The organism is Pedococcus sp. (assembly GCF_036000045.1).
Lineage (GTDB): Bacteria > Actinomycetota > Actinomycetes > Actinomycetales > Dermatophilaceae > Pedococcus.
This window is the reverse complement of record NZ_DASYGF010000018.1, coordinates 71,167-91,317: the sequence shown is the minus strand read 5'-3', so window position 1 is coordinate 91,317 and position 20,151 is coordinate 71,167. Positions and strand designations below refer to the sequence as shown.

Genomic DNA, 20,151 nt, shown 5'->3' with positions numbered 1-20,151 from the left:
CGACAGCGGTCGGCGGGCGTCCTGGCCTGTGCCTAGACTTGCCCGGTGCGTCTGAGCCGCTTCTGGGAGCTGATGAACGACGAGTTCGGCGAGGCCTACGCGGGCTCGCTCGCGCGCGGACACACCCTCCACTCCCTGGGTGACCTCACCGTGCTCGAGGCGCTCGAGCGCGGCGAGCCGCCACGGCGGGTCTGGCTCGCGGTCTGCGACGACATGGACGTCCCCGAGTCGCGTCGCCTGGGCGTCGACCGCAGACCGGCGAGGTAAGCGCCAGGTGAGCCGGGTCGACTGGTCGGCCCACCCCCTGGTGCTGGCGCCCATGGCGGGCGACCCCAGCACGGTGGCCCTGGCTGCGGCGGTGGCAGGGGAGGGCATGTTCCCCTTCCTCGCCGGCGCCTACGTGACCGTCGAACGCCTGCGCGCCGACATCGTGGCCCTGCGCGCCTCGACCTCCGCGCCCTTCGGAGTCAACCTCTTCGCGCCCTCGCCGAACCTCCCGTCGATGCTCGACGACGCCCGCACGTATGCCGCGTTGCTCGACCCGTGGGCGCAGGCCGCCGGGGTGGCCCTGGGGGAGCCGCGCTATGACGACGACGGGTTCGACACGAAGGTCGCCGCCCTTGTGGAGCTGGCGCCGGCAGTGGTGAGCTTCTCGTTCGCGTGGCCGCCCGCCGAGACCGTTGCAGCCCTGAGATCCGCAGGCTGCGAGGTGTGGGTGACCATCAACGACCCGGCCGAGGTCGCGTGGGCCGTCGAGCTCGGCGTGGACGGCCTCGTCGCGCAGGGCTGGGAGGCTGGTGGCCACCGGGGCGGCCCGCAGGACACCGGAGAGGACCAGCTGCCCGTCCGCAAGCTGGTGATGGCCGTGCGGAGCCTGACCCGGCTGCCCGTGATGGCGGCCGGCGGCGTGATGACCGGTGGAGACGCCCACGCACTCCTGTCGGCTGGAGCCACCGCGGTCGCGTTCGGCACGGCGTTCCTCGCGTGTCCGGAGGCAGGGACCGCCGACGTCCATCGCCACTCGCTGACCCACCGCGAGGCCACCACGGTGACCCGGGCGTTCACCGGGCGTAGCGCCCGTGCGCTGGTCACGACGTGGACACAACGGTTCGGACCGGCCAGCCCCGCGGCATACCCGCACGTCCATCACGTCACCGCGCCGCTGCGAGCCCATGGCAAGGCCACCGGGGAGGCGGAGCTCGTCCACCTGTGGGCGGGCACCGGCCACGCGCAGGTCCGGGAGCTGCCGGCGGCCGAGCTGGCCCGTCTGCTGACGGCCGAGCTGAAAACCGGTTGAGCGCCTGTGGGTGAGGGTCGGTAGCGTGCTACCTCGTGCCCGACGATGAGATCCTCCTGAGCGCCTCAGGCCTGACCAAGACGTTCGGGGACTTCACCGCCGTCGACGCCATCGACTTCGCCGTGCGCAAGGGCGAGTGCTTCGGCTTCCTCGGTCCCAACGGCGCCGGCAAGTCCTCGACGATGCGCATGGTGGGGTGCGTGTCGCCGGTCAGCTCCGGCGAGCTGCGCCTCTTCGGGCTCGACCCCGCCACGGACGGTCCCGCGATCCGGGCGCGGCTGGGCAGCTGTCCGCAGCGTGACACCCTCGATGAGGAGCTCACCGTCGAGGAGAACCTCTGGGTCTACGGCCGGTATTTCGGCCTGTCGCGCAAGGAGGTGCGCGCTCGGGCCGCCGAGCTGCTCGACTTCGCCCAGCTCACCGACCGGGCGGCCGACAAGGTCGAGCCCCTGTCGGGGGGCATGAAGCGGCGTCTGACGATCGCGCGCTCACTGATCAACTCGCCCGAGATCCTGCTGCTCGACGAGCCAACCACCGGGCTCGACCCCCAAGCGCGCCACGTGCTGTGGGACCGCCTCTTCCGTCTGAAGCGCTCCGGCGTCACGCTGGTGCTCACCACCCACTACATGGACGAGGCGGAGCAGCTCTGCGACCGCCTGGTCGTCATGGACCACGGCCGGATCGTCGCCGAAGCGTCGCCGCGCGAGCTCATCGACACCTACTCCACCAAGGAGGTGCTCGAGCTGCGTTTCGACGTCGAGGACCACGCGGAGTGCGTCGACCACCTGGCGGGGATCGGCGAGCGGGTCGAGGTCCTGCCCGACCGCCTCCTCGTCTACGCCGACGACGGCGACGCCGCCGCGGCGGCAGCTCACGCCCGTGGCGTGGCGCCGCTGTCGTCCCTCGTGCGCCGGTCGACGCTCGAGGACGTGTTCCTGCACCTGACCGGCCGGACGCTGGTCGACTGATGTCCCCACCCGAGGCAGACGTGGCCACGGCCCAGCCGCGGCAGGACCGAGCGGCGCGTGGTCCACGGCCGCCGCTGAGCGCTCGCGAGAGGGTGCTGGCCGTCTGGGAGTACCACGCGCGGGTCTACCGCCGGACGTGGCGTGGCTCGGTGATCTCGCGGGCGCTGATGCCGCTGCTGTTCCTGTTGTCCATGGGTGTCGGGCTGGGCTCGCTGGTCGACCATCGCGCCGGTGGCGTCCATGGCACGAGCTATCTGCACTTCGTCGTCCCAGCCATCCTCGCGGTGCAGACCATGTGGGTGGCCAACGGTGAGTCGACCTACCAGGTCCTCGGCTACATCAAGTGGAACATGACCTACCACGCCCAGCTCGCGACGCCGCTGAGCGTGCGTGACGTCCTGTCCGGTCACTTCCTGGCGGTGGCGTGCCACCTGGTCATGTCGACGAGCCTGTTCATGGTGGTCGCGGCGCTCTTCGGTGGCTTCAGCTCGTGGTGGGCGCTGCTGTGCCTGCCCGTCGCGGTGCTCGTCGGCATGGCGTTCAGCATTCCGATGTTCGCGTTCACCGCGGCTCAGGAGGGCGACAACGGCTTCAACATCCTCTTCCGGTGGATCATCACGCCGATGATGCTCTTCTCCGGCACGTTCTTTCCCATCGAGCAGCTCCCCGGGTGGATGCAGCCGGTCGCGTGGGCCACGCCGCTGTGGCACGGGGTGGAGATCTGCCGCATGATGGCGACGGGCGCGGTGGCGTGGGCGCCGTTGGCCGGTCACCTCGTCGTGCCCGTCCTGTATGCCGCGGTCGGCTGGTGGCTGGCCGAGCGCGGCTTCGCCAAGAGGCTCGTTCCGTGAGCACGGCTACGAGGTCCGCAGCATCGAGGGTGTCCGCCGCCTCGCGGATGGCGCGGCTTCTGCCCATGCCTGCGGGTGCCGGGCTCGCGCGGATGATGGTCGAGCGCAACATCACGGCTTTCCGGCGCGGCTGGGTCGCCTTGGTGACCGGTTTCGCCGAGCCGGTGTTCTACCTCTTCTCGCTGGGGGTGGGCATCGGTGCGCTGGTGCACACGGTGACGACGGACTCCGGCAGGGTCGTGACCTACGTCCAGTTCGTCGCGCCAGCGCTGCTGGCCAGCTCGGCGATGAACGGCGCGGTCTTCGACTCGACCTTCAACGTCTTCTTCAAGCTGAAGTACGCCCGTCTGTACGACGCGGTGCTGGCCACTCCGATGGGGCCACGCGACATCGCTGTCGGCGAGGTCTGCTGGTCGCTGGTTCGCGGTGGCCTTTACTCCACGCTGTTCCTCCTGGTGGCCCTGCTGGCGGGGGCGGTGCCGTCGTGGTGGGCGCTCCTCGCGCTGCCGGCAGCGGTCTTCATCGGGTTCGCCTTCGCGGCGGCCGGCATGTTCGCGACGACGTTCATGCGGTCCTGGGTGGACTTCGACTTCGTGACCCTGGCGATCCAGCCGATGTTCCTGTTCTCCGCCACCTTCTTCCCGTTGTCCACCTATCCCGAGGCGCTCCAGTGGGTGGTGCGGTGCACGCCGCTCTACCACGGCGTCGCGCTCGAGCGGGCGCTCGTGCTGGGAGACGTAGGATGGGGCGTCCTGGGCCATGTGCTCTATCTCGCGGCGCTGGGCACCGTCGGGGTGGTGGGCGCGGCCCGCCGTCTCGAGACGTTGCTGCTCTCATAGTCGACGCCACAGATGTCCCGGCGTGTCGCGCGTCGATCCCCTCTGAGTCGAACAGATGTTCGGTATGCTCGTCCACAGGTGGAGCGCCGACTGCACCGCCGCGCACAGCTCGCGAGAGCGGCCCGGGGCGACTGTCGGTGGCGACTCCTAGCGTCTGACCCACCAGCGGATCACTGCACAGATTCTGACTGACCAGTTCTCTGACTGACCAGGGTCGAAGGCAGGCGCGCCCGACTCGACAACGTGGAAAGAAGGAAGTGTGGCGAAGATGGCTGCAACAACGAGCTCGAACGGCCTCGACCAGAAGGCCAAGTCTCTCGACTCCGTCATGGGTCAGATCGAGAAGTCGTTCGGCAAGGGCGCCGTGATGCGTCTGGGCGACGACGTCCGACCGCCCATCGAGGTGATCCCCACCGGGTCGATCGCCCTCGACATCGCCCTCGGCATCGGCGGCCTCCCGCGCGGTCGGGTCGTAGAGATCTACGGCCCGGAGTCCTCCGGCAAGACCACGGTCGCGCTGCATGCGATCGCCAACGCCCAGCGGGCGGGCGGGATCGCCGCGTTCATCGACGCCGAGCACGCCCTCGACCCCGAGTACGCCAAGAAGCTGGGGGTCGACACCGACGCCCTGCTCGTCAGCCAGCCCGACACCGGTGAGCAGGCCCTCGAGATCGCGGACATGCTGATTCGCTCCGGGGCCCTCGACATCATCGTCGTCGACTCCGTCGCGGCGCTCGTCCCGCGTGCTGAGATCGAGGGCGAGATGGGTGACAGCCACGTCGGTCTGCAGGCGCGCCTCATGTCTCAGGCACTGCGCAAGCTCACCGGCGCCATCAACACCACCGGCACGACGGCGATCTTCATCAACCAGCTCCGCGAGAAGATCGGCGTCATGTTCGGCTCGCCCGAGACGACGACCGGTGGCAAGGCGCTGAAGTTCTACGCCTCGGTCCGTCTCGACGTCCGCCGGATCGAGACGCTCAAGGACGGCAGTGACCCGGTCGGCAACCGGACCCGCGTCAAGGTCGTCAAGAACAAGGTGTCCCCGCCGTTCAAGCAGGCCGAGTTCGACATCCTCTACGGCTTCGGCATCTCCCGCGAGGGTGGCCTGATCGACATGGGCGTCGAGCAGGGCTTCGTCCGCAAGGCGGGCGCCTGGTACACGTACGACGGCGACCAGCTGGGGCAGGGCAAGGAGAACGCACGGCAGTTCCTCAAGGACAACCCTGACCTGGCCAACGAGATCGAGAAGAAGATCAAGGAGAAGCTGGGCATCGGCCCGCAGGTCGACAAGCCCGCGGTGGCCGCCGTCCCTGAGGTCCCTGTCGAGTTCTGATCCGCATGACTGAGCGACACGACGCTGCCAGGGCTGCCCTCGAGGCGGCCCTGGCAGCGACGTCTGGTGGATCCGAGGCGGCATCCAGCGGGCCAGGCGCGATGCCTGGTCGACGTCAAGCGCCACCCGCTGGCGAGCCCGACCCGCACGACATCGCGCGTCAGATCGTGCTGCGTCAGCTCGCCCTGGCTCCCAAGACCCGCAAGCAGCTCGAGGACAAGCTGCGCCAGCGCGACTGCCCCGACGACGTGGCCCGGGTGGTGCTCGACCGCATGGCGGCCGTCGGCCTGGTCGATGACGAGGCCTATGCCGGCATGCTCGTGCGGTCCCAACAGGTCGGGCGCGGGCTGGCCAAAAGGGCGCTGGCCCGTGAGCTGCGCACCAAGGGCGTCGATGACCAGATCGCCCGCGCCACTCTGGACGCCATCGACCCCGAGGACGAGCGAGAGCGGGCCCGGCAGCTCGTGGCCAAACGGCTGCGGACCATGCACGGCCTCGACCCCGTGGTGCAGACCCGCCGGCTGGCGGGCATGCTGGCGCGCAAGGGCTACCCACCGGACGTGTCGATGACGGTGATCCGCGAGGCCGTCGCGAACGCTCCGGAACACCAGCGTGACTGAGCGGGCAGCCTCCCTTGCCGCACCACGTACCCTTGTCCTGCCATGAGTACCTCCACCGCCCAGCCGACGTACGACGTCCGCACCCACGGCTGCCAGATGAACGTCCACGACTCCGAGCGGCTGGCCGGGCTGCTCGAGACCGCGGGCTATGTCGACGTCAACAGCCTGCCCGCCGACGGTCGTCCCGAGGCAGCCGACGTCGTCGTGTTCAACACCTGCGCGGTGCGTGAGAACGCCGACAACAAGCTCTACGGCAACCTGGGGCAGCTGCGGCCCGCCAAGATGCACAACCCCGACATGCAGATCGCTGTCGGCGGCTGCATGGCACAGAAGGACCGCGAGACCATTGTCCAGCGCGCCCCGTGGGTCGACGTGGTGTTCGGCACCCACAACATCGGCAGTCTCCCGGCCCTGCTCGACCGGGCGCGCCACAACAAGCGGGCCGAGGTCGAGATCCTCGAGAGCCTCGAGGTCTTCCCCAGCACGCTGCCGACGCGACGCGACTCCGCCTATGCCGGCTGGGTGTCGATCTCGGTGGGCTGCAACAACACCTGCACGTTCTGCATCGTGCCGAGCCTGCGTGGCAAGGAGGCCGACCGGCGTCCAGGCGACGTCCTCGCCGAGATCGAGGCGCTGGTCGCCCAAGGCGTCGTCGAGGTGACCCTGCTCGGGCAGAACGTCAACACCTACGGCGTCGAGTTCGGCGACCGGCTGGCCTTCGGCAAGCTGCTGCGCGCCTGTGGCGACATCGACGGGCTGGAGCGCGTGCGCTTCACCAGCCCCCACCCGGCCGCCTTCACCGACGACGTCATCGCCGCCATGGCGCAGACGCCCAACGTCATGCCGAGCCTGCACATGCCGCTGCAGTCCGGCTCCGACAAGGTGCTCCGCGACATGCGCCGCTCCTATCGCAGCGCGCGGTTCCTCGGCATCCTCGACTCCGTCCGCGACCAGATTCCCGAGGCGGCGATCACGACCGACATCATCGTCGGGTTCCCAGGGGAGACCGAGCAGGACTTCGAGGAGACCCTGAGGGTGGTCCGGGAGGCGCGGTTCGCCAGCGCGTTCACGTTCCAGTACTCGATCCGTCCCGGCACGCCCGCCGCCACGATGCCCGGCCAGCTCCCCAAGGCCGTGGTGCAGGAGCGCTACGAGCGGCTCATCGAGGTGCAGGAGCAGGTCTCCTGGGCCGAGAACCGCCTCATCGAGGGTCGCGAGGTCGAGGTCCTGGTCGCGACAGGCGAGGGGCGCAAGGACAGCGCCACGCACCGCCTGTCGGGCCGCGCCCGCGACAACCGCCTGGTCCACTTCTCGGTGCCCGAGGGCGGCGAGCGTCCCCGTCCCGGCGACCTCGTCACGGTGGGCGTCACCTACGGCGCGCCGCACCACCTCGTCGCCGACAGCGCGCTCGGGGGTGGACCGTATGCCGTGCGCCGCACTCCCGGCGGCGACGCCTGGGCTGCACTCCAGGACGCCCCGGTCCCCGGGAAGCCTGCGGTCTCGCTCGGGATGCCAGGCGTCGGTCGGCCCGCCACCGCGCCAGCCACCGCGCCCGTCTCCGCCTGCCGCTGACCCGATCTGGAAGACTGCGGCGCATGACCATCCGGCCCATCGTCATCACGGGCGAGCCCGTCCTGCACCGGCGCGCCGAGCCGGTCCAGAGGTTCGACGGCGAGCTGGCCCAGCTCGTCGCCGACATGTTCGAGACCATGGACGCCGCACACGGGGTCGGTCTAGCCGCCCCACAGATCGGTGTGGGTCTGCGGGTGTTCACGTGGGAGATGGACAACGACGACGGCGTCCCCGCGCGGGGCGTCATCGTCAACCCCTATGTCAGCGCCACCAAGACGAGCACCGAGGAGCCGGACCCTCACGACGAGGCCGAGGGATGCCTGTCGGTGCCGGGCGAGAGCTTCCCGCTCAAGCGCGGCGAGCGCGCCAGCGTCAGCGGTTTCGACCTCGACGGCAACGAGCTCTCCTTCGAGTCCACGGGTTGGTTCGCCCGCTGCATGCAGCACGAGTACGACCACCTCAACGGCTTCCTCTATGTCGACCGGCTCAACGAGCGCTGGGCCAAGAAGGCCCGCAGGGCCGTGAAGCGTCAGGGCTGGGGCACGCCGGGTTTCAGCTGGATGCCGGGTGTCGACCCCGACCCGTTCGGTCACGACGACACGGACCACGGGCGCGACGAGCACCAGCACGACCTCTGACGATGAGTCGACCGGCCCAGCCGCTCGTCGTCGCGGTGGTCGGGGCGACCGCGACCGGCAAGTCCGACCTGGGCCTCGACCTCGCGGAGCGCCTTGGCGGTGAGATCGTCAACGCCGATGCCAGCCAGCTCTACCGCGGCATGGACATCGGCACGGCCAAGGTGCCACTGACGCAGCGTCGCGGCATACCGCATCACCAGCTCGACGTCATCGACGTGACCGATGAAGCGAGCGTCGCGGCCTACCAGGCCGCGGCGCGGGCGGACATCCACGCCATCCAGGCGCGCGGGGCGCACCCGGTCGTCGTCGGCGGGTCAGGTCTTTACGTCCGTGCGGCCCTGGACGTCCTCGACATCCCGCCCACGGATCCGGTCGTGCGGGAGCAATGGGAGGAGCGGGCGCGAGAGCTGGGTGTCCAGAGGTTGTTCGAGCTGCTCCGCGAGCGCGATCCGGTGGCGGCAGCGGCCATCGACCCGCGCAACGCGCGCCGGATCGTGCGTGCGCTCGAGGTCATCGAGCTCACCGGACGGCCCTTCTCGGCGTCGATGCCCAGCCGTGAGCTGGTGCAGCCGGCTGTCCTGCTCGGCCTGCGCGCCCCGCGGGACCAGCTGGACGAGCGCATCGAGGCGCGCGTGGCACGGATGTGGACCGATGGGCTGCTGGTCGAGGTGCAGCGCCTCGAGCAGCGGGGCCTGCGTGAGGGCCGGACGGCTTCGCGGGCACTCGGGTACGCCCAGGCGCTGGCCCAGCTCGACGGGACCATGACCGAGTCGCAGGCCCAGGAGGAGACGAGCAGGCTCACCCGGCGGTTCGCCCGGCGCCAGGAGTCCTGGTTCGGCGCGGACCCCCGGGTCCAGTGGCTCGACGCCGGCTGCGAGACCACCCCGGCCGACATGCTGGAGCACGCCGTGGCCCTCGTCCGCGCGGCTATCCGCGACAATGGGTCACATGGCTGACCAGACCGCCTTCACCAAGGGGCATGGCACGGAGAACGACTTCGTGCTCGTCCCCGATCTCGAGGGCGCCCACGAGCTCTCTGCGGAGCAGGTCGCGTGGCTGGCTGACCGTCGGGCAGGCATCGGCGGTGACGGGGTGATCCGGGTCGTCCCTACCGCTGCGGCCGGCGACTCCAGCGTGCGAGAGCAGGCCGCTGAGGCGCGCTGGTTCATGGACTACCGCAACGCCGACGGCAGCCTGGCCGAGATGTGTGGCAACGGGACCCGGGTCTTCGCCGCCTACCTGCGCCGCGAGGGACTGGAGACGGCCGACGAGTTCGCCATCGCGACGCGCGCCGGCGTCAAGGTGGTGCGGTTCGAGGGCACCGACCTCATCGCGGTCAACCTCGGCCCCTGGCGGCTGGCCCAGCCCACCATCGCCCGCGACGAGGGCTTCGACGCGCTCGTGCACCTGGACGGTCACGAGCCGCTGTCGGCCCTGAGTCTCGACCTCGGCAACCCCCACACGGTGGTCGCGCTGCCGGAGAGCGTGGACCTGGACTCCCTTGACCTGCACCGCATTCCGATCGTCAACCCGGTCCCCGCCCACGGCACCAACGTCGAGCTCGTCCGCCCGCTGGGGGCGGGGCACATCCGGCTGCGCGTGCACGAGCGGGGGGTGGGTGAGACGCGATCGTGCGGGACGGGTGCGGCCGCAGCTGCCCTCGCCACGCGGTTCTGGGCCGGCGGTCAGGGCGACGTCTGGACGGTCGACGTGCCGGGAGGACGGCTGCGGGTCAGAGCGCTCCCGGGCCAGGAGGTGGAGCTGGCCGGACCCGCGGTGCTCGTCGCCGACGGGGTCACGCCGCTCGTCTGACCTCGAGCACCCGGAAGCCCTTGTCCGTCGCGAAGCGCGACACGGCATACGAGTCGGGGTCCAGCTGCTCGGTGAGCCAGCGCTGCAGCGAGTCCGAGCCCAGGTTCTTCTGCACGACGAGGTAGGCCGCGCCCCCCGGCGCGAGCCGGGGGAGCCAGTGCAGCAGCATCTCGTGGAGCGCTGCCTTACCGACCCGGATGGGCGGGTTGGACCAGATCGCATCGAACCGGACGTCCTGCGGTATGCCGTCGGGCCGGCTGGCGACCACGCCGTCCAGCCCCAGCGCGGCCGCGTTGCCGCGCAGGAGGTCGAGCGCGCGCTCGTTGACGTCGACCGCGTAGACCGTCGCCTCCGGCGAGGTCAGGGCGAGGGTGATGGCAATGGGTCCCCAGCCGCAGCCGAGGTCGAGCAGGGTGCCGGAGGCCGGGGGGCTGGGCGCCTCGCGCAGCAGCACCGCTGTGCCCTTGTCGAGGCGGTCCGGGCTGAACACCCCGCCGGCGGTGCGCACGGTGACCTCACGACCTGCCAGCTCCAGGGTCACGGACTGCTGCTCCGCCGGGCTCGCCGGCTCGGCGGTGAAGTAGTGCTCGTGCGTGCTCATCGGGGGTAACGGTAGACGGCACGGCATAAACCCGTCGCCGGGCGGGTTGGAAAGATGAGATTCTTGAAGGGATATGACACTGAGACGTTCCGACATCTTCGACTCCAAGGCCTCGGCCCTCGCCGATGAGGACGGTTTCCTCATCGCCGACGAGGGCCGTTTCGACGGCGACCAGTTCGACCGTGAGGACCGCGCGGCGCTGCGCCGCGTCACAGGACTGTCCACCGAGCTCGAGGACATCACCGAGGTCGAGTACCGGCAGCTCCGACTCGAGCGCGTGGTGCTGGCCGCCGTGTGGACCGAGGGGACCGCGCAGGATGCGGACAACTCCCTGCGTGAGCTGGCGGCCCTGGCCGAGACGGCGGGCTCCACGGTGCTCGCGGGCCTGGTGCAGCGCCGGCAGAAACCCGACACGGGCACCTACCTCGGCTCGGGCAAGGCCGAGGAGCTGCGCGACATCGTCATCTCCGAGGGCGCCGACACCGTCATCTGCGACACCGAGCTGACGCCGAGCCAGCGCCGCGCGCTCGAGGACGTCGTCAAGGTCAAGGTCATCGACCGCACGGCGCTGATCCTCGACATCTTCGCCCAGCACGCGAAGTCCAAGGAGGGCAAGGCCCAGGTCGAGCTGGCCCAGCTCCAGTACCTCCTCCCACGCCTGCGTGGCTGGGGTGAGTCGATGTCCCGTCAGGCCGGTGGCCAGGCCGCCGGTGGTCAGGGCATGGGCTCGCGTGGTCCGGGTGAGACCAAGATCGAGCTCGACCGGCGGCGCATCAACCAGCGGATGGCCAAGCTGCGCCGTGAGATCAAGGAGATGAAGACGGGGCGCGACACCAAACGTGCGAGCCGCAAGGCCCATGAGGTGCCGAGCGTCGCGATCGCGGGCTACACCAACGCCGGCAAGTCCTCTTTGCTCAACCGCCTGACCGGGGCCGGCGTACTGGTCGAGAACCAGCTGTTCGCCACCCTGGATCCCACTGTGCGCCGCGCCGAGACCCCCGACGGCCGGCTCTACACGCTGGCCGACACGGTCGGCTTCGTCCGGCAGCTGCCGACCCAGCTGGTCGAGGCGTTCCGGTCCACCCTGGAGGAGGTCGCCGACGCCGACCTGCTGCTCCACGTGGTCGACGGGTCGCACCCCGATCCCGAGGGGCAGATCAGCGCCGTCCGCGCCGTGCTCGCCGATGTCGATGCTGCGGACGTCAAGGAGGTCATCGTCGTCAACAAGGCCGACGCGGCTGACCCTGAGGTGCTCGACCGGATCCGGCGCCACGAGAAGCACTCGATCATCGTGTCCGCCCGCACCGGCCTGGGACTGCAGGAGCTGCGTGAGCTCGTCGCCCGCGAGCTGCCCCGGCCCACCATCGACGTCGAGGTGCTGCTGCCCTACGAGCGTGGCGACCTGGTCAGCCGGCTGCACGACGAGGCCGAGGTCCTGGCGAGTGAGCACACCGAGAGCGGCACGAGGGTGACCGCGCGGGTGCACGCGGACCTCGCGGGCGAGCTCGCGGCATACGCCGCCTGAGCCTTCGCTGCGAGGCACCATGGACATCAGGCTGGGCGGGCTCGACACGGCTCAGGTGGCACGGCTGCTCGACGAGCACCTCGAGGACATGCACCGGTTCTCACCGGCAGAGAGCGTGCATGCTCTCGACCTCGACAGACTGCGGGCGTCCGGGCTGACGTTCTGGAGCCTGTGGGACGGTGACGAGGTGCTGGGATGCGCAGCCCTACGGGAGCTCACGACCAGCCACGGCGAGCTCAAGTCGATGCGCACCGCGACAGCCCACCGCAGACGGGGCGTGGGTGCGGCCCTGCTCGACCACGTGGTGGGGGAGGCGCGCGCCCGCGGCTACTCGCGGCTGAGTCTCGAGACCGGCCCCACGGCCGAGTTCGCCCCAGCGCGGTCCCTGTATGCCGCGTACGGCTTCCACACCTGTGGTCCCTTCGGCCCGTATGCCTTGGACGAGTTCAGCGTGTTCATGACCCTCGAGCTCGACCTCGACTCGGAGCCCGCGGTCACCTGAACTGGCGGGTCTAGGCTCTCGGCATGAGCGACAGCGCGGGGGTCATCGGCGTCACCGGGGTCACCGGTCATCTCGGTGGGCGCATCCGCGAGCTCCTGACGGGTGGCGGTCATCCGCTCGTCCTCCTCGCGAGGGCGCCGCAGAAGGTCACGACCGGAGCGGGGGAGGAGGTCCGCGCCTGCGACTTCGTCGACCAGGAGCGTGCGGTCCAGGCCTTGCAGGGCGTGGAGACGCTGCTGATGGTCTCGGCGGCGGAAGCGGTCGACCGCCTCGACCAGCACCGGGCGTTCGTCTCCGCGGCGGCCGAGGCCGGGGTGCGCCAGGTGGTCTACACGTCGTTCCAGGGCGCCGCACCGGACTGCACCTTCACCTTGGGCCGCGACCACTGGGCGACTGAGGTGGCGCTGCGGGCGTCCGGGATGGCGTACACGTTCCTGCGGGACAGCTTCTACGCGGACTTCATCCCCTTGATGGCTCAGGACGGGGTGATCCGGGGGCCGGCCGGCGACGGGCGCGCCGCTGTGGTCGCCCGCGACGACATCGCGGCGGTGGCCGAGGTCGTGCTGAGGGATCCCGATACGCATGCGGGCGCGACGTACGACCTCACCGGTCCCGAGGCCCTCACGCTGGCCGAGGCGGCCGCGCTGGTCACGGAGGTGACCGGGCGGCCCACCAGGTACGTGAACGAGACCATCGACGAGGCGTATGCCTCCCGCGCGTCCTACGGAGCTCCCGACTGGGAGGTGGACGCCTGGGTGTCGACCTACACGGCCATCGCGGCGGGAGAGGTCTCAGCGGTCTCCGACGCCATCCCGCGGCTGACCGGCCGGCCTGCCACGAGCCTGCGCGAGCTCCTTCAGCGGATGTGAGCCGGCGCGGGCTCGGAGACAAGCGACCTCTCAGCGACGGCCGACCCTCTCAGAGGCGGCCGACCTCTCAGAGGCGGCGCAATGCGGTCGTGAGGACGACCGGCTCACCTGCCTCGTCGGAGGCATCGAGGTCGACCGTCGCCTCGATCACCCAGTCGTGGTCGCCCGCGGGGTCAGCCAGGGTCTGCCGGGCCTGCCACAAGCGGTCCTGCGGGCTGGTCGTGACCTGCAGCATCGCCGGCCCCCGAGCATCGCCATCGGTACCGATGCTGTCGTGCTCGGCGTAGTAGGCGCCGAGCGCCTCGTCCCACGCAGCCTCGTCCATCGGCCCGTCGTCGAGAGCGGCCAGCTCCTCGAACCGGTCGCGGCTCGCGAGCTCGACCCGGCGGAACATGGCGTTCCGCACCATGACCCGAAATGCCCTCTCGTTGTCCGTGATCGGACGGGAGGGGCGCGTGCCGCCATGGGCGTGCAGACCTTCCAGCTCTTCGAGCCGCTCGTTCGCGTCGGGGTCGGTCAGGGCCTCCCACTCGTCGAGCAGGGAGGAGTCCGTCTGCCGCACGGTCTCGCCCAGCCACTCCAGCAGGTCGTCGAAGCTCTCGCTGCGATGCGCGGCGGGAACCGTCTGTCGCAGCGTGCGGTAGGCGTCGGTCAGGTAGCGCAGGACCAGGCCCTCGGAGCGGGAGAGCTGGTATGCCGAGACGTACTCGGTGAAGGTCATGGCCCGCTCGTACATGTCGCGGACCACGGACTTGGGGGACAGCGCCGACTCCGAGACCCACGGATGGCTCTGGCGGAAGATCTCGAAGGTCGCCTCGAGGAGGTCGCCCAGAGGCTTGGGCCAGGTGACGTCCTCGAGGAGCGTCATCCGCTCCTCGTACTCGATGCCGTCAGCCTTCATCTCGGCGACAGCCTCGCCGCGGGCCTTGAACTGCTGCGCCATGAGCACCTGCCGTGGGTCGTCGAGGATGGCCTCGACCACCGAGACGACGTCGAGTGCATGGCTTGGGGAGTCGGGGTCGAGGACGTCCAGGGCAGCCAGGGCGAGCGGTGCCAGGGGCTGGTTGAGGGCGAAGTCGCGTTGGAGCTCGCCCCGCACGGCGACCGTGCGGCCGTCGGGTCCGGGAGGCGAGACCCGTTGCAACACACCGGTATCGAGCAGGCTGCGGCCGAGGGTGATGGCCCGTCGTGACAGCCGGGCCTGCCCGCGCGGGGTCTCGTGGTTGTCACGCAGGAGGCCGCTCAGCGCGCGCACGGGGTCGCCGGGACGCTGCACGACGTTGAGGATCATGGCGTGGTCGACCCGCATCCGTGAAACGAGCGGCTCTGGCTCGGCGGCCACGAGCTTGTCGTAGGTCTGCTCCGTCCAAGACACCTCGCCGTCGGCGGGCTTGCGGCGCTGGACCCGCTTGAGCTTCTTGGGGTCGTCGCCGGCCTTGGCGACGAGGCGGGCGTTCTCGATGACGTGCTCGGGCGCCTGGACGACGACGGAACCGCTGGTGTCGTAGCCGGCCCGTCCTGCGCGCCCGGCGATCTGGTGGAACTCGCGCGCCTTGAGCACTCGTTGCCTCGAGCCGTCGAACTTGACCAGCCCGGTGAACAGCACCGTCCGGATCGGCACGTTGATACCGACGCCCAGGGTGTCGGTGCCACAGATGACCTTGAGCAGACCGTCCTGGGCCAGCTGCTCCACGAGCCGGCGGTAGCGCGGCAGCATCCCCGCATGGTGCACCCCGATGCCCGCGCGCACCAGCTTGGAAAGGGTCCGGCCGAACCCAGCAGTGAACCTGAAGCCCCCGATCCGCTCGGCGATGGCGTCCTTGTCGGCCTTGATCGCGGACTTGAGGGCGAGCAGTGCCTGTGCCTGCTCCAGGGCTGCCGCCTGGGTGAAGTGGACGACGTAGACGGGCGCCTGATGGGTGGTGAGCAGCTCCTCGATCGTCTCCGGCAGGGGAGTGAGCGCCCACGAGAAGCTCAGGGGCACCGGGCGTTCGGTGCCGGTCACCAGGGCGGTGGGTCGGCCCGTGCGGCGGGACAGGTCGTCCGAGATCGCGCTGATGTCTCCGAGCGTCGCGGACATCAGCACGAACTGGGCCTGGGGGAGCGCCAGCAGTGGCACCTGCCAGGCCCAGCCGCGGTCCGGCTCGGCATAGAAGTGGAACTCATCCATGACGACCAGACCGACATCGGCGTCGGTGCCCTCGCGCAGCGCCAGGTTGGCGAGGATCTCAGCGGTGCAGCAGATGATCGGCGCATCGGGGTTCACTGACGCGTCGCCGGTGAGCATGCCGACCTCGGAGGCTCCGAAGATCTCGCAGAGGGCGAAGAACTTCTCGCTCACCAGCGCCTTGATCGGTGCCGTGTAGAAGCTCACCCGATCGGTGGCGAGAGCGGCGAGGTGCGCGCCGATCGCGACCAGTGACTTGCCCGACCCGGTCGGGGTCGACAGGACGACGTTCTCCCCGGCCAGAAGGGCAAGCATCGCCTCGTCCTGGTGCGGGTAGAGGGGCAGGCCGCGCCCGCGCGCCCAGCCCTCGAACGCGGCATACACCTCGTCGGGGTCCGCGACCCCGGCGGGGAGCAGCTCCGTGAGGGTCGTCGTGGTCAGGTCGTTCGGGTCGGGCGTCATCGCCGCTCATCCTGTCAGCAGCCGGTGTCGGGGGTGCCCGGTAGCCTTCCCGGCTGTGACGGGCACTCTGGATATCAGCCGGGCGGAGACCACCTTCGAGGCGCCGCAGGTGCACCGCGTCGAGCAGCTCACCGACGCGCGGCGGGCCGAGGTGCTCGACCTCTGGTGCCGGGTGAACGACGCCGGCGGGGCTGTGGGGTTCCTGCCCGGCGCGCCGCGGGCGCGGGTGGCCGAGGCGCTGGCCGTCCATGAGGCCCAGATGGCGGCCGGCAGCGCGGTCGCGGGCGCCCTCCTCCTGCCCGATGGGGGGCTCGTCGGCTGGGCCTGGTGGGTCCGGGGACCCAACCCGCTGCTGGCCCACGGCCGATGGCTCCACCGCGTGATGGTCGACCCGACCCGTCAGGGCTCGGGCCTCGGGCTGGTGCTCATGGCCGGCATGCACCGGTTGGCTCGCGAGGACGGTGTCGAGCTCCTTCAGCTCGGTGTGCGCAGCGGGTCCGGGGCGAGCTCGTTCTACGCCCGGTGCGGATACGTCGAGGTGGGCCGCATTCCTGGCGCCATCCGGGTCGCCCCCGGAGACGACCGTGACGACGTCACCATGGCGCGGCGGGTCGACGGCGCCCCCTTGGTGCCCCACGGCGGCAGCTGAACGACCTGTCGGCGGCACGGCATACCCTGTCCGCATGGCCACCCTCGACGAGCTGTTGCACGCCGCCGTCCAGGGAGTCGGGGGAGTCGAGCGCCCAGGGCAGGTCGAGATGGCCCACGCCGTCGAGGATGCCATCGCCACCGACGAGCACCTGCTCGTCCAGGCCGGCACCGGCACCGGCAAGTCCCTGGCCTATCTCATCCCCGCCGTCATGCACGCCCGCCAGACCGGCAAACCGGCCGTGGTCGCCACGGCCACGTTGGCGCTCCAGGCCCAGATCGTCGACCGCGACATGCCCCGCCTGGCCGAGGCGATCGCACCGCTGTTCGGCCGCCGACCGACCTATGGCCTGGTCAAGGGCCGACGCAACTACCTGTGTGCCCACAAGCTGGAGGGCGGCTTTCCGGACGACGAGGAGGGGCTGTTCGACGTAGGTGAGGTCGACCGGGCCGCCTCTCGGCTGGGTCAGGAGGTCGTGCGCCTGCGCGAGTGGGCCGACCAGACCCAGTCCGGCGACCGTGACGAGCTGGTCCCAGGCGTGAGCGAGCGAGCCTGGCGCCAGGTCTCGGTGAGCGCCCACGAGTGCCTGGGCAGCAAGTGCCCGATGATCGCCGACTGCTTCGTCGAGCGCTCCCGCGAGGCGGCCAAGGAGTGCGACGTCATCGTCACCAACCACTCCTTCATGGCGATCGACTCCTTCGAGGGGCGCCAGATGCTGCCCGAGCACGACGTGCTGATCGTGGACGAGGCCCATGAGCTCGTCGACCGGGTGACCTCCACCATCACCGACGAGATCACCGCGTCCATGGTCGCGGCCGCCGCGAAACGGGCCGGGCGGCTCGCGGAGTCCACGGAGGCGGTGGATGACGCGTCGGTGTTCCTCCAGGGCGTCCTGGACGAGCTGCCCGAGGGGCGGCTGAACGGCATCCCGGACGCCCTCTCCCTCGCCCTCGCACGAGTCCGGGACACCGCCCGGCAGGTGCAGAGCGAGCTCAAGCCAGAGCGGGGAGTGGAGCCCGACGGGGCACGTAAGGTGGCACAGGCCGCCGTGGACGAGATCTTCGAGAACTCCTCGCGCATCCTCGAGCAGCGTGAGCTGGACGTGGTGTGGGTCAACCGCGACCCGCGTCGCGGCTCGGTGCTGCGGGTCGCGCCGATGAGCGTGGCGATGGCCCTGCGCGACAAGGTGTTCGGCGACCGCACCGTCATCATGACGTCGGCGACGCTGGAGCTGGGCGGCACCTTCGACGCCGTCGCTGGGACGATGGGGCTGCGTGGTGAGGGCGCGCCATCCTGGCGCGGTCTCGACGTCGGCAGCCCGTTCGACTACCCCCAGCAGGCGATCGCCTACGTCGCCCAGCACCTGCCCGCGCCCGGTCGCGACGGCCTCAGCCCGCAGACCCTCGACGAGATCGAGGCCTTGGTGCGCGCGGCCGGGGGCCGCACCCTGGGCCTGTTCTCCTCGATGCGGGCGGCGCGTGAGGCGACCGAGGCGATGCGTGACCGCTTCGACGGCGACATCGGCTTCCTCTGTCAGGGCGAGGACCAGATCACGACGCTCGTCAGGCAGTTCGCCCGCGACCCTGCGACCTGCCTGTTCGGCACCCTCACCCTGTGGCAGGGGGTCGACGTGCCGGGATCGGCCTGCCAGCTCGTCATCATCGACCGGATCCCGTTCCCCAGGCCCGACGACCCGCTCTCCTCGGCTCGGGCCCAGGCCATCGGGCGGATGGGCGGCAACGGGTTCATGGCGGTGTCGGCGACGCACGCCGCGCTGCGGCTGGCTCAGGGGGCAGGGCGACTCATCCGCCGTGCGGACGACCGGGGCGTCGTCGCCTTCCTCGACTCGCGGATGATGACCGCTCGGTATGCCGGCTTCCTCCAGCGCTCGCTCCCTCCGTTCTGGCCGACGACCGACCGCGAGCGAGTCCTCGCGGCGCTGCGCCGGCTCGACGAGACCGCGGCACCGCCGGTGACGGTCCACGAGCCTGCGCTGCGAGGGGTCGCCGGAGCCGTCGCGGGCACCACGATGGGACGTGTCGGCGAGGACGCGACCGAGCACCCCCGTCCCGTGGCTTCCGACCCGCCGCCGGCCGAGTCGGCGCGGACGGCGGTGACGGGCGGTCATGCCTGGACGGCCGAGGCCGACGAGGAGCTGCGCGACGGGGTCGAGCTGGGCCTGGGTCTCGACGAGCTCGCCGAGAGCCTCGAGCTGCCCGCCGAGGTCGTGGCGGCACGGCTCAAAGGACTCGGCCTCGAGGCGTCCGCGGAGTCCGGCGAGCTGTCGGTCGGACCCACGGGTGGACTCTCGGTCGGGACCGACGGGGCCTTGCGGTGACGGCGACCTCGGCCCGTTCCGTCCCGCCACTGGTGCTGGTCAGCGGACCTGAGAGCATCCTCGCCGAGCGGGCCTTGAGCGCGACCCTCGAGGAGCTGCGTGAGGCGGCTCCAGAGCTGGAGGTCATCAGGCTCGCTGCAGCGACCTATGAGCCCGGGGCGCTCGCCCTGCACGCCAGCCCGTCTCTCTTCGGTGGCGAGAAGTGCCTGGTCGTCGAGGACCTCGACGAGGCGCCGGACCACCTCCAGGAGGACCTCCTCGCGTTCCTCGCGGCACCCGAGCCCGACCTGACACTGGTTGTCACGCACAAGTCCGGTCAGCGCGGCAAGAAGGTCCTCGACACGCTGAAGAAGCAGCAGGCCCGGGTTCTCGAGGCCCCCGCCATCAAGAGCGACCGTGACAAGACCGACTTCGTCATGCACGAGTTCCGCCGGGCGCGGCGCAAGGCGACCCCCGAGGCGGTGCGGGCTCTCGTCGAGGCGGTCGGGCGCGACGTCCGCGAGCTCGCCGCAGCCTGCAGCCAGCTGGTCGCCGACACCACTGGCGTCGTCGACGAGTCCCTCGTCGCCAGGTACCACGGCGGCAAGGTGGAGGCGACCGGGTTCCGGGTGGCTGACGCCGCCGTCGCCGGGGAGGCCGGCGAGGCTTTGAGGCTGCTGCGTCACGCCATCGCGACCGGCGTCGACCCGGTGCCCATCGTCGCCGTGCTCGCCCAGCAGCTGCGCCAGCTGGTCAAGGTGGGATCGGCGGGCCGGGGCCGCTCGGCCGACATCGCCCGTGACCTGGGCATGGCGCCGTGGCAGGTCGACAAGGCCCGCCGCGGCCTGTCGGGTTGGGGACCCGAGGGACTGGCCGAGTCCATCCAAGCCGTGGCGCTGGCCGACTTCGAGGTCAAGGGTGGTGGCCGCGACCCGGTCTACTCCGTCGAGCGCGCCATCCTGACGATCACGGCGTCGCGCACCGGCCGCTGAGCCGGGCTCACGCGACGATGCCCCCGCGGCATACGCGTTTTGGGGGTGGAGGCCTGTCGCTGGTAGATTGACCCTCCGCGTGCGCGCATGGTCGTGCGCGCATGCAGCGTCACCCAGAGTCCCTCAACCACAGG

General features: G+C 70.7%; 19 protein-coding genes. 17 read left to right on the top strand and 2 right to left on the bottom strand.

Annotated features, from left to right (window positions below; genetic code table 11):
* The first annotated feature begins 45 nt into the window (after nt 1–45).
* The 11 genes from VGN50_RS03620 (at nt 46) to dapF (ending at nt 9,933) form a co-directional block, all read left to right on the top strand.
* Complete coding sequence (locus VGN50_RS03620) at nt 46–267, top strand: DUF3046 domain-containing protein (protein ID WP_327443273.1); 222 nt, start codon at nt 46–48, stop codon at nt 265–267.
* A gap of 7 nt (nt 268–274) precedes the next feature.
* Nucleotides 275–1,297, top strand: coding sequence for an NAD(P)H-dependent flavin oxidoreductase (locus VGN50_RS03615; protein ID WP_327443272.1), 1,023 nt, complete (start codon nt 275–277; stop codon nt 1,295–1,297).
* Nucleotides 1,298–1,332: 35 nt separating this feature from the next.
* Entirely contained in the window at nt 1,333–2,265 is a 933-nt protein-coding gene (locus VGN50_RS03610) for an ABC transporter ATP-binding protein (protein WP_327443271.1), read from the top strand.
* Nucleotides 2,265–3,116, top strand: coding sequence for an ABC transporter permease (locus VGN50_RS03605; protein WP_327443270.1), 852 nt, complete (start codon nt 2,265–2,267; stop codon nt 3,114–3,116). The genes VGN50_RS03610 and VGN50_RS03605 overlap by 1 nt, the downstream gene beginning before the upstream one ends.
* Nucleotides 3,113–3,955 carry an ABC transporter permease gene (locus tag VGN50_RS03600; protein ID WP_327443269.1) on the top strand — a complete coding sequence of 281 codons (843 nt, stop codon included), beginning with the start codon at nt 3,113–3,115 and terminating at the stop codon, nt 3,953–3,955. The genes VGN50_RS03605 and VGN50_RS03600 overlap by 4 nt, the downstream gene beginning before the upstream one ends.
* Before the next feature lie 268 nt (nt 3,956–4,223).
* Complete coding sequence (gene recA / locus VGN50_RS03595; RefSeq protein WP_327443268.1) at nt 4,224–5,291, top strand: recombinase RecA; 1,068 nt, start codon at nt 4,224–4,226, stop codon at nt 5,289–5,291.
* Between the two features lie 5 nt (nt 5,292–5,296).
* Nucleotides 5,297–5,911: a regulatory protein RecX gene (locus tag VGN50_RS03590; RefSeq protein ID WP_327443267.1), complete on the top strand. Its 615-nt coding sequence runs from the start codon at nt 5,297–5,299 to the stop codon at nt 5,909–5,911.
* A gap of 42 nt (nt 5,912–5,953) precedes the next feature.
* Complete coding sequence (miaB, locus tag VGN50_RS03585; protein ID WP_327443266.1) at nt 5,954–7,483, top strand: tRNA (N6-isopentenyl adenosine(37)-C2)-methylthiotransferase MiaB; 1,530 nt, start codon at nt 5,954–5,956, stop codon at nt 7,481–7,483.
* Between the two features lie 23 nt (nt 7,484–7,506).
* Nucleotides 7,507–8,121 carry a peptide deformylase gene (def, locus tag VGN50_RS03580; protein ID WP_327443265.1) on the top strand — a complete coding sequence of 205 codons (615 nt, stop codon included), beginning with the start codon at nt 7,507–7,509 and terminating at the stop codon, nt 8,119–8,121.
* Between the two features lie 2 nt (nt 8,122–8,123).
* Complete coding sequence (gene miaA, locus VGN50_RS03575) at nt 8,124–9,077, top strand: tRNA (adenosine(37)-N6)-dimethylallyltransferase MiaA (protein WP_327443264.1); 954 nt, start codon at nt 8,124–8,126, stop codon at nt 9,075–9,077.
* Nucleotides 9,070–9,933, top strand: a complete 864-nt coding sequence (gene dapF, locus VGN50_RS03570; RefSeq protein WP_327443263.1) for a diaminopimelate epimerase — start codon at nt 9,070–9,072, stop codon at nt 9,931–9,933. Before miaA ends, dapF begins: the two co-directional genes overlap by 8 nt.
* On the opposite strand, the gene VGN50_RS03565 is transcribed toward dapF, so the two are convergent.
* On the bottom strand, nt 9,917–10,534 hold the full coding sequence (locus VGN50_RS03565; protein ID WP_327443262.1) for a class I SAM-dependent methyltransferase: 618 nt from the start codon (nt 10,532–10,534) through the stop codon (nt 9,917–9,919). The genes dapF and VGN50_RS03565 overlap by 17 nt on opposite strands.
* Nucleotides 10,535–10,607: 73 nt before the next feature.
* Between VGN50_RS03565 and hflX the strand changes: the two genes are divergently transcribed.
* The 3 genes from hflX to VGN50_RS03550 are packed head-to-tail and all read left to right on the top strand — an operon-like array spanning nt 10,608 to nt 13,430.
* Nucleotides 10,608–12,059, top strand: a complete 1,452-nt coding sequence (hflX, locus tag VGN50_RS03560) for a GTPase HflX (protein WP_327443261.1) — start codon at nt 10,608–10,610, stop codon at nt 12,057–12,059.
* A gap of 19 nt (nt 12,060–12,078) precedes the next feature.
* The gene (locus tag VGN50_RS03555; RefSeq protein WP_327443260.1) at nt 12,079–12,561 is read left to right on the top strand and encodes a GNAT family N-acetyltransferase; all 483 of its coding nucleotides are present in this window, start codon (nt 12,079–12,081) and stop codon (nt 12,559–12,561) included.
* 23 nt (nt 12,562–12,584) lie between these two features.
* Nucleotides 12,585–13,430, top strand: a complete 846-nt coding sequence (locus VGN50_RS03550; RefSeq protein ID WP_327443259.1) for an SDR family oxidoreductase — start codon at nt 12,585–12,587, stop codon at nt 13,428–13,430.
* A 67-nt stretch (nt 13,431–13,497) separates the two neighbouring features.
* Here VGN50_RS03550 and VGN50_RS03545 read toward each other — a convergent pair whose 3' ends face one another.
* The gene (locus VGN50_RS03545; protein ID WP_327443258.1) at nt 13,498–16,059 is read right to left on the bottom strand and encodes a DEAD/DEAH box helicase; all 2,562 of its coding nucleotides are present in this window, start codon (nt 16,057–16,059) and stop codon (nt 13,498–13,500) included.
* A 55-nt stretch (nt 16,060–16,114) separates the two neighbouring features.
* On the opposite strand from VGN50_RS03545, the gene VGN50_RS03540 reads away from it, so the two are divergent.
* Genes VGN50_RS03540 through holA form a run of 3 tightly spaced genes read left to right on the top strand, consistent with a single transcriptional unit; the run spans nt 16,115 to nt 20,017 of the window.
* The gene (locus VGN50_RS03540; protein ID WP_327443257.1) at nt 16,115–16,708 is read left to right on the top strand and encodes a GNAT family N-acetyltransferase; all 594 of its coding nucleotides are present in this window, start codon (nt 16,115–16,117) and stop codon (nt 16,706–16,708) included.
* 34 nt (nt 16,709–16,742) lie between these two features.
* Entirely contained in the window at nt 16,743–19,046 is a 2,304-nt protein-coding gene (locus VGN50_RS03535) for an ATP-dependent DNA helicase (protein WP_327443256.1), read from the top strand.
* On the top strand, nt 19,043–20,017 hold the full coding sequence (gene holA / locus VGN50_RS03530; RefSeq protein ID WP_327443255.1) for a DNA polymerase III subunit delta: 975 nt from the start codon (nt 19,043–19,045) through the stop codon (nt 20,015–20,017). The genes VGN50_RS03535 and holA overlap by 4 nt, the downstream gene beginning before the upstream one ends.
* Nucleotides 20,018–20,151: the final 134 nt, after the last annotated feature.

What these genes read in the sequence shown, in the direction of transcription:
- dapF (WP_327443263.1), top strand. Translation starts at nt 9,070, where the DNA reads ATGGCTGACCAGACCGCCTTCACCAAGGGGCATGGCACGGAGAACGAC.
- VGN50_RS03605 (WP_327443270.1), top strand. Translation starts at nt 2,265, where the DNA reads ATGTCCCCACCCGAGGCAGACGTGGCCACGGCCCAGCCGCGGCAGGAC.
- VGN50_RS03590 (WP_327443267.1), top strand. Translation starts at nt 5,297, where the DNA reads ATGACTGAGCGACACGACGCTGCCAGGGCTGCCCTCGAGGCGGCCCTG.
- VGN50_RS03545 (WP_327443258.1), bottom strand. Translation starts at nt 16,059, where the DNA reads ATGACGCCCGACCCGAACGACCTGACCACGACGACCCTCACGGAGCTG.
- recA (WP_327443268.1), top strand. Translation starts at nt 4,224, where the DNA reads ATGGCTGCAACAACGAGCTCGAACGGCCTCGACCAGAAGGCCAAGTCT.
- miaA (WP_327443264.1), top strand. Translation starts at nt 8,124, where the DNA reads ATGAGTCGACCGGCCCAGCCGCTCGTCGTCGCGGTGGTCGGGGCGACC.
- VGN50_RS03535 (WP_327443256.1), top strand. Translation starts at nt 16,743, where the DNA reads ATGGCCACCCTCGACGAGCTGTTGCACGCCGCCGTCCAGGGAGTCGGG.
- VGN50_RS03550 (WP_327443259.1), top strand. Translation starts at nt 12,585, where the DNA reads ATGAGCGACAGCGCGGGGGTCATCGGCGTCACCGGGGTCACCGGTCAT.
- VGN50_RS03565 (WP_327443262.1), bottom strand. Translation starts at nt 10,534, where the DNA reads ATGAGCACGCACGAGCACTACTTCACCGCCGAGCCGGCGAGCCCGGCG.
- def (WP_327443265.1), top strand. Translation starts at nt 7,507, where the DNA reads ATGACCATCCGGCCCATCGTCATCACGGGCGAGCCCGTCCTGCACCGG.
- miaB (WP_327443266.1), top strand. Translation starts at nt 5,954, where the DNA reads ATGAGTACCTCCACCGCCCAGCCGACGTACGACGTCCGCACCCACGGC.
- VGN50_RS03555 (WP_327443260.1), top strand. Translation starts at nt 12,079, where the DNA reads ATGGACATCAGGCTGGGCGGGCTCGACACGGCTCAGGTGGCACGGCTG.
- hflX (WP_327443261.1), top strand. Translation starts at nt 10,608, where the DNA reads ATGACACTGAGACGTTCCGACATCTTCGACTCCAAGGCCTCGGCCCTC.